The sequence below is a fragment of the Peribacillus sp. NPDC056705 genome, from assembly GCF_043656335.1.
In genome coordinates this window covers 42,107-50,499 of the sequence record NZ_JBHTYI010000032.1, presented here as the reverse complement: position 1 = coordinate 50,499, position 8,393 = coordinate 42,107, and the positions used below count along the sequence as shown (strand labels likewise).

Annotated in this window: 7 protein-coding genes; 2 read left to right on the top strand and 5 right to left on the bottom strand. The window is 39.0% G+C overall.

The window, feature by feature from the left end; translation table 11 throughout:
• Positions 1–86: 86 nt before the first annotated feature.
• Both ACFRAK_RS23590 and ACFRAK_RS23585 read right to left on the bottom strand, forming a co-directional pair.
• Complete coding sequence (locus ACFRAK_RS23590; protein ID WP_394572609.1) at positions 87–1,553, bottom strand: helix-turn-helix transcriptional regulator; 1,467 nt, start codon at positions 1,551–1,553, stop codon at positions 87–89.
• 310 nt (positions 1,554–1,863) lie between these two features.
• The gene (locus tag ACFRAK_RS23585) at positions 1,864–3,180 is read right to left on the bottom strand and encodes an MFS transporter (protein WP_394572608.1); all 1,317 of its coding nucleotides are present in this window, start codon (positions 3,178–3,180) and stop codon (positions 1,864–1,866) included.
• 615 nt (positions 3,181–3,795) lie between these two features.
• On the opposite strand from ACFRAK_RS23585, the gene ACFRAK_RS23580 reads away from it, so the two are divergent.
• Together ACFRAK_RS23580 and ACFRAK_RS23575 are read left to right on the top strand one after the other, a co-directional pair.
• The gene (locus ACFRAK_RS23580) at positions 3,796–5,226 is read left to right on the top strand and encodes an FAD-binding protein (RefSeq protein WP_394572607.1); all 1,431 of its coding nucleotides are present in this window, start codon (positions 3,796–3,798) and stop codon (positions 5,224–5,226) included.
• A complete protein-coding gene (locus ACFRAK_RS23575) occupies positions 5,223–5,780 on the top strand; it encodes an MFS transporter (RefSeq protein ID WP_394572606.1) in 558 nt (185 codons plus the stop codon). The genes ACFRAK_RS23580 and ACFRAK_RS23575 overlap by 4 nt, the downstream gene beginning before the upstream one ends.
• A gap of 179 nt (positions 5,781–5,959) precedes the next feature.
• Here ACFRAK_RS23575 and ACFRAK_RS23570 read toward each other — a convergent pair whose 3' ends face one another.
• The 3 genes from ACFRAK_RS23570 to ACFRAK_RS23560 form a co-directional block, all read right to left on the bottom strand.
• The gene (locus ACFRAK_RS23570) at positions 5,960–6,550 is read right to left on the bottom strand and encodes a TetR/AcrR family transcriptional regulator (RefSeq protein ID WP_394572605.1); all 591 of its coding nucleotides are present in this window, start codon (positions 6,548–6,550) and stop codon (positions 5,960–5,962) included.
• Between the two features lie 144 nt (positions 6,551–6,694).
• Entirely contained in the window at positions 6,695–7,294 is a 600-nt protein-coding gene (locus ACFRAK_RS23565) for a nitroreductase family protein (RefSeq protein WP_260287964.1), read from the bottom strand.
• A 103-nt stretch (positions 7,295–7,397) separates the two neighbouring features.
• Positions 7,398–8,375: a ring-cleaving dioxygenase gene (locus ACFRAK_RS23560; RefSeq protein WP_387707812.1), complete on the bottom strand. Its 978-nt coding sequence runs from the start codon at positions 8,373–8,375 to the stop codon at positions 7,398–7,400.
• Positions 8,376–8,393 lie beyond the last annotated feature (18 nt).

Sequence of the window (8,393 nt, the reverse complement as noted above, 5' to 3'; positions counted from 1 at the left end):
ACTTTATTTTTTTATGAATAATTTCAATAATTACATGATTATGAAATAAATAAAAAAGGACGATTCATTTATTGAATCGTCCTTTTTTATAATCCAGACCGATATGCTGATGGTGTACACTCTTCAAGCAGTTTGAATTTGGCATTGAAATAAGTTTGATGTGAATAGCCGGCTAATTGTGAGATTTCCTCCAATGATAAATCCGTTTCCTTTAATAAACGTTTAGCTTCCCTAATTCGAACTTGATGCAGAGTATTTCGAAAAGACTCGCCGGATTCTGCCGCAAAACGACGGCTGAGTGTGCTTTTATTGATACGCAGAGTATCTGCACAACTCGCTAGATTCCACTGGGCGTCCCAATAGTTGGACTCAATCAGCTCCCTTGCTTTTTCGCTAAGTGTGCGTGCCCCTTCCTGTAATCGTCCATGATCCTGCAGAAGCATATGGGTGGTGAACGCATGCAGCTCTTTTACTATTTGATGGATGACAGGTTTATGTACAATTTGCTGAAATACATCATAGTATATTGCTTCTAGAGAAGCATTTTGCAAGTTGTATGATTTCATATGCCTACGAATCTGTGCGAGTACACTTGTAAGGCGGATACGAACGATTTCCGGGTCGGGGTATGGTCGTTCAAAAGTAAGGAATTCACGCTCAATCCAGTTCCTAATGGCTTTCGCATCCCGCCTTTCGAGCATTTCTATCCAAAGTCTTTGTTCAAGAGGAGTGAGGAATGGGTCCATCTCTTGAGGAGAAGTCTGTTGACTTTCGGCTAAAATGATATCATATCCATCGAAAAAGATTTGTCTCGTAAATTCACGTGTTTGCTGATACATCCTTTTTAAAGACTCATTTGCAGTTGCCGCTTTTATTATGATGGCAAGGGGCTCATCCATTCTTTCTTTCCAATGAGCAAGGAACGCTTGGTACTCTTCCTTATATACCTCATTTTCCTTTATTTCCTGGACACATAAAATAAAATCCGATAAAGCGAAGATTTGATTCTTCCCAGTAAAAGAATATCGTTGCAGTTCATCATAAACTAAAGGAAGGGTCCTGTTATCAGGTGTCAAAAAAGCGACCATGGTTATTCGACTTTCATGCCCCCGGTCTGTCAAGAAGAAATCCGGATATCCAATATCCAGAGCATGCCCATCATCTATTGTGTTTGTCGAAAGAACTGGGCCATTTCTCAATTGAAAACGCAATTGTTGGATATGTTTTACCAAATCCGCCGAAGAAAAAGGACGGAATAAAACATCTTCAGCACGAAAGCGTAAGGCTCGATAAGCCGTTTGAAAGATTCGCTCAGAGGAAATCCCTAACCATCGAATTCCCCTCCGCTTTAACGAAACACCCATTGCCTCACTTTCATCCGTCCAAATATCCATATCCAAAATAACGAATTCCGGTTGCTGATTGCGCATGCCCTTTTCAAATTCTTCAATCGTTTTCCATAAGATCAGTCTAACTCCCGTTAGGTGGGACTCCACTATCCAACGAATTCCTTGAGCCTCAATCTCATCTTTCGCCACCAAATGAATTTCCACATCATCACCTCATTTCCGCTGTTATTCCTGTAATGAATAAATTGAAGTCAGTACATGAAAAGAAAAGGACTCCCTTATCTTTTCGAACGCACTTATATCTCATCTCCATTCTAATCCCGCCGAAAACCACAAACAAGCCTTATTGGGCAGAACCTTCGATTTAGATTGAATTTTGACTTGCTCAACCGGTATTTTCATCCCATATATATGTACTTCCTATATGAAAATATAAAAAACATCATGGAAACCTTATGATTTCCAATGATGTTTCGTTTATAGTCACTTTTAATCTTCCATACTTTTACGACCTTTAAAATTCATTATTGACTTCAACTTCTTTTACGATGTTTTCATCTGAAGCACTTGTCAATTTTAATGATAATAGGGTGATGACACCCATCACAAGTAATCCGGATAAAATAAACATCCCTTGAGTGAATGCCACGGTTCCGAGAATCATCGGTCCTACAAAACCGCCTAAAGCCGCAAATGAATTGACTATGGCTATTCCAACTGGCGCAGTGGACTCAGTGAAGAAAAATGTCATATAGGCAAAGAAACATCCAGTGAACCCGTATAACCCGAATGATGTAATCGTTAACATAAGCACCATCATAAAGACACTATTTGAAAAACCGCACCCGATAAATCCGACAACTGCTATCATGAGGCAAACGAGCAAGTGTGATTTATGTTCATTGGTCCGATCTGAATTCCAGCCTACAAACATAATGGCAGGTATACCGACTAACGATGGAATCATCGCTAACCACCCAATTTCCAAATTCGTTGTGGCATTTTCCGATAAAGATTTTATGATGGTTGGCATCCAGAATGATAATCCATAGATTGATGTGTACCCTGCGAAATAAAAAAGGGCCAACTTCCAGATTTTCGTATCTTTCAGCATATCAAGCTTAGTAACTTTATTTATACTCGAGCTAACTTTTCTTTCCGCACTCAATTCCCCTTCAAGCCAATCACGTTCTTCCTTAGACAACCATTTAGCGTTGGCCGGTCTATTAGTTAAATAGAAAACAACAATGAATCCAATAATAATGGCCGGAATGCCTTCAAGGATGAACATCCATCTCCACCCTGCCATACCCAACCAGGAGATATTGTCAAGAATCCATGTCGATGCAGGCGCACCAATCAATCCGCCAATCGGCAGGGCTAAAAGCAAAACCGCTGTGGCCCTTCCCCTTTCGCGGGCCCTAAACCAATATGTTAAATACAAAATTATACCCGGAAAAAAACCAGCTTCGGCGACACCTAATAAAAAACGGAGAATATATAAGTGCATAGTTGTTTGCGCAAAACCTGTCAATATTACCACGAGTCCCCACGAAATCATTATGCGGGCAATCCATATCCGAGCTCCCACTTTATGCATGATCATGTTGCTTGGAACTTCAAAGAAGAAATAACCTATAAAAAAAATGCCAGAAAGCAATCCAAAAACTTCAGCGGATAAGGCTAATTCTGCATTCATTTGTAAAGCAGCATAGCCTAAATTGACCCTGTCCAAGTAAGCAATGATGTAAAGGAGCAAGATAAATGGAAGAATGCGTTTCATCGTTTTACTGATCGTTCTTTTCTCTATTTCACCACTGGAATGATTCATGATTATTACCTCCCTTTTCATGCTACTATCTCCCACAAAACAATCCGTTACCTCACATCTCTATTCCTGCATCCCGAATTCCTAGAACCATCAATTTATCCTTATACCACTTCCCTCCGTTTTACATATACTGAATCAAACAACATCTTTGTAAGCGCTTTCCAATTATACGAAATGAAATTAAGAAAGCGTTGTGATTATTGATGATCTACGTTAGATTAAATAGACCACCAATCATTTAACTAGACTGTAGTCTGATATTAAACCACGCAGGAATATTCTGTCAATTATCATGTGGAGGTTATTATGATTGAACACAGAAAGAAATAGCTTTGGGAGAAAAGACATTTCACAACTTATCACCCTTAGTCTGATGGGGATCATCTATCATTGGGGATTAAATAACTCAGAACAAGCTTGGAATCGCTATTCATACCGCTAACTAAAACAATCATTGATGGGCTGAAAAACTAAGAACTAATACATAAATCAAAAAGATTCATTTTCAAACACACTGTATGGTCAGGGTAACTCCATTAATCTATAAGTTCATACATTTGCATTATTTCAATTGAGTGTCAGACATATTAAACGAGGAGTCGAAAGCCAGATATCATGAAACAATTTTTCTTTATCATCCTATATGCACTATTATTTGGATTATCACTGCAGGCTTTTAATTTCAAGCTTCACCACCCTATTGCAGAAGATATCAGCCGTCTGATGCCAGTTAAAATGAAAGCGATAAAGGCAGAAGATAGTGAAAAAGCAATCAAAATGGTCGTTTTGGATGCCGAAAAAAACGATGATCCCATTTCCATTGCCGGAATGCAACATAGCCAAGGAGGTCAAACATTATATCCAAATGGGATCCTGCTCGATATGAAGCACTATGATAAAATACTTGATTTGGATGTAAAAGAAAAACGAATCACGGTCCAAAGCGGAGCAACCTGGGCTGCTCTTCAGGAATATATCAACCCATATGGACTTGCACTGAAGGTCAGTCAATCTCAAAACATTTTTACCATCGGGGGTTCTTTGAGCGTTAATGTCCATGGACGCGATATCCGTCATCATGCCTTGATAGAAACCGTGGAATCTTTTAGGTTGCTTAACTCAAAAGGCCAAATCCTTACAGTGAGCCGCGAAGAAAATTCGGAGCTCTTCCATTTGGTTATTGGCGGGTATGGTTTATTTGGAGTAATACTAGATGTAACACTCCACCTTACCGATGACGAACTTTATAAAATTAAAACTAAATCACTCCATTATGATGAATATACTTCGTACTTTAAAAGAGAAGTTCTTCAAAACGATGATGTTAAAATGCATCTTGCAAGAATATCTGTGGCCCCTGGCTCCTATTTGGATGAAATGTATGTAACGGATTATTATAGAGCAAATGACCAAACACAGCTATCTAACTACAATACTCTCAAACGGGAAACAATCATTGCCGTGCCTAAATTCTTTCTAGGTCTCTCACGTTATAATGACCGGGGTAAAGTAAGGTTTTGGGAAACTCAAAAAACCTACACGGCCAATATTGATGGTAACTTGGTTTCGAGGAATAATGTGATGCGGTCGGACTCTGCCTTTATGGATTACAGCAACCCCACCAAAACTGAAGTGCTGCAAGAATACTTCGTTCCGATTGATCAATTTGCTGATTATATCGATGATTTAAGAAAAACCTTATCTGATGAAAAAGATTTTAACTTATTAAATATTACAATTCGTTATGTGGAGCATAACGATGAATCACTCATGTCCTATGCCAAGGATGATATGTTCGCTCTTGTAATGCTCATCAATCAAGGGACGGATAACGAAAGTAAGGCAAATACGGAAAGGGTCATCCGAAACATGATAGATGTGACGCTTGACCATAACGGCAGCTACTATTTGCCCTATTATGGGTATCCAACCAAGACACAATTATTTGAAGCGTATCCGCATACTGAGGAATTCTTTCAATTAAAAAAGAAATATGATCCTGATAATCGCTTCATGAATCTTTTCTATGAGGAGTATCATCCATGAATTATAAATGTTTCGTTTTTTACCAAGGCACTGTGGGAATGGCTGCAAGCATGATTTTCCCTTTTTATATTTTGCTAATCAAAAATGTAGGCACCAGTTATTCACAATTCGGGTGGGCATATGGAATATTCTCACTGACTGCAGCACTTAGCTATCCTGTAATCGGAAAATTCACTGACAAAGCCGGTGACAAAGCATTTCTCCTTATCTATTCATGGGGGATGGCACTAATCCTTCTTGCCTTTCCTCTCGCATATGAAATTTGGCATGTCTATCTCCTGCAAATCATTATGGGGGTATTTGGGGCAGTACAAAAAAATACAGAAAAAACGGTGCTTGCAAGATATGTTACGAAGAAAACAGCGGGTGAGGAAATTGGAAACTACCATGTTTGGACATCCATCGGTGCTGCAGCTGCGGTGATTGCAACCGGATATTTAGTCGACTTTTTAACGATCGGCAGCATCTTTTACATTGCATCCTTAATGTTTGCCTGGAGTGGATTTATTTTAATGAAGATGGAAAACATCACACCACAGACGTTGGAGGAATGAATGAAAACACGCCATCCTTCTTGCCAAGACAGGAAACAGCAAAGCAACAGACCCTCTTAACTAAAAGATTGCCTGTTGCTTTGTTTTTTATAAAGTTTGACCCGCCTATGTAAAATCTCCTACTTTTGCAGAAAAGCACTCGGAAAATGATTTTAATATAAGTATATCTTATGAAAATACTAAGGGGTTAAAGCCCTAGTGAATATGGTGACACTCTCTTTGATAAAATCATCCAGTGATATGCTTGGAAAGTCTGCATTGGATTCTATCTCGTTCATATATGCACCAAAATGCATCATCATAAATGATAAGGCTTGCAATTCAGGATTGGACCGAATGACTTTTCCTTTTTCCGACATACCCCTTAAATAATTGGATAAGATCATCAATAATTGTTGGGGATGCTTTTGCATTTTTTCGTGTAAACTTGGCAAATTAGCTTGCTCTTTCATTCCAATTTGGATCAGTTTTCGGTTATGGTTCATAATTTCATGATACTTTCGACTGATCAGAAACAAGTCCTGGGACAAATCAAAAACGAGTTTCCCCTCAAAAAGGCTTCTCATCTCTTCAGCATAATGAAATCGGTCAAACGCGGTTTCAAGAAGGTTTTGTTTGCTGCCGAAATGGCGAAATAGCGTCTTTTCGCTTAAACCCGCCGCATCAGCTATTTCTTGGGTGGACACGCCATTGTATCCTCTTTCTGCCATAAGGTCTATGGCAGCGATCATAATTTTATCAGAAGTGTCTTGTTTTCTATTACCATTCATTTAAATACCCTCTATCATCAATCTCATGTCAGTATCTACTGACATAAATATATAATATGACATAGTCATTGTCAAGATATCGCGGAACAACGAAAAAAAGAGCCAATCAGGGTTGGCTCTCTGTAGAAATTTTTAGCATCTCACTCATTTATAAAATTTTATACGATCCTCAAGTGGTTTGAATTCTTTATCACCTGGTTGAGCTGCTGGATTTCCAAATGGCATTTGCGCAATCAGTTTCCAATTACTCGGAACATCCCATTCTTTTTTCACATCATCATCAATTAGTGGATTATAATGCTGTAAAGTTGCTCCCAATCCTTCTGCTTCAAGTGCTGTCCAAACAACTAATTGATGCATGCCTGATGTTTGTTGTGACCAGATTGGGAAGTTATCCGCATACGTTGCAAATTGTTCTTGAAGTGATTTCACAACAGATTCATCTTCAAAGAATAATATTGACCCATATCCCGCTTTAAAGGAATCCATTTTTTGTTGGGTGCCAGAGAAATCTCCCTCACCAACCGCTTTCCTTAAAGCTTGCGTCGTAATATCCCATAATTTATCATGGGCCGAGCCAGTCAAAACAACAAGGCGGGAAGATTGGGAATTAAAAGCCGATGGCGTGTGTTTTACCGCAAATTCAACAATCTCTTTAATTTTCTCATCCGATACTTGGATCTCTTTATTGATTCCATAATATGATCGTCTTTCTTTAATAGCCGTGTAAAAATCTTTTGTCATGATTCATTCCTCCAGAGCATGTTTTCTATTTCAAATGATTATTCCATTTTTCATTTCTACCTGTTTTAGTATGGGCATAAACCAATATATCATTCGCTAATGGTTATTCTTTAATGAATTCCTTTGTGCTTCTTACTGTTTCAATGGGACGGACCAACTTTTCGATTTGATCCCTTTTCGGTTCCAAGAACGGTGGTAAAGATAACTTTTCCCCGAGCGTTTCATACGGCTCATCCCCCATGAATCCTGGACCATCCGTGGCAAATTCGAATAATATTTGCGGCGCCACCCGTACATAAAGCGACTCAAAAAAGTGACGATCAACATAACCGGACGTATGAAATTGGAAGCTTTCCATTCGTTTGATCCATTCTTCCAGAACGGAACGGTCTTCAACACGGAAGGCTGTATGGTGAACAGTCCCAAAACCCTGCCGTGCCTGAGGAAGGATCGAATTATGCTCAACAATCACTTGTGCACCATTCCCACCTTCCCCTACTTCAAATAGGTGAAATGATCCTTCCTTGTCTATTTCATTGAATAATAGTACCTTTTCCATCATTTCTTTAAAATAATCGAAGTTGGCGATCCGAATGAAAATTGGCCCTAATCCTGTAATGGCATATTCGAGGGGAATCGGTCCTTTTTGCCAAGGAATCCCCGCTGCAACCCCTTTATTGTTTTCATCGGAAATCAATTGATATTGCTGATCATCAAAATCCACAAATGAAATGGTCTTTTTACCAAACTGTTCCTGAATTCCTTTATTACTTACTTCTAAACGGTCGAACCGCTTAACCCAATACTCCAATGCCGCATCATTCGGTACACGGAAGGATGTTTTTGAAATCTCATTTGTCCCATGCACTCCTTTGGGAATACCAGGAAAATCAAAGAATGTCATGTCAGTACCTGGACCGCCAACATCGTCGGCAAAAAACAGGTGATAGGTTTGGATATCATCTTGGTTAACTGTTTTCTTGACTAAACGCATGCCTAATATATTTGTGAAAAATTCATAGTTCTTTTCTGCACTACTAGTTATGGCCGTGACATGGTGAATACCTTTTAATCCATTCATAAATTATTCCTCCCATTA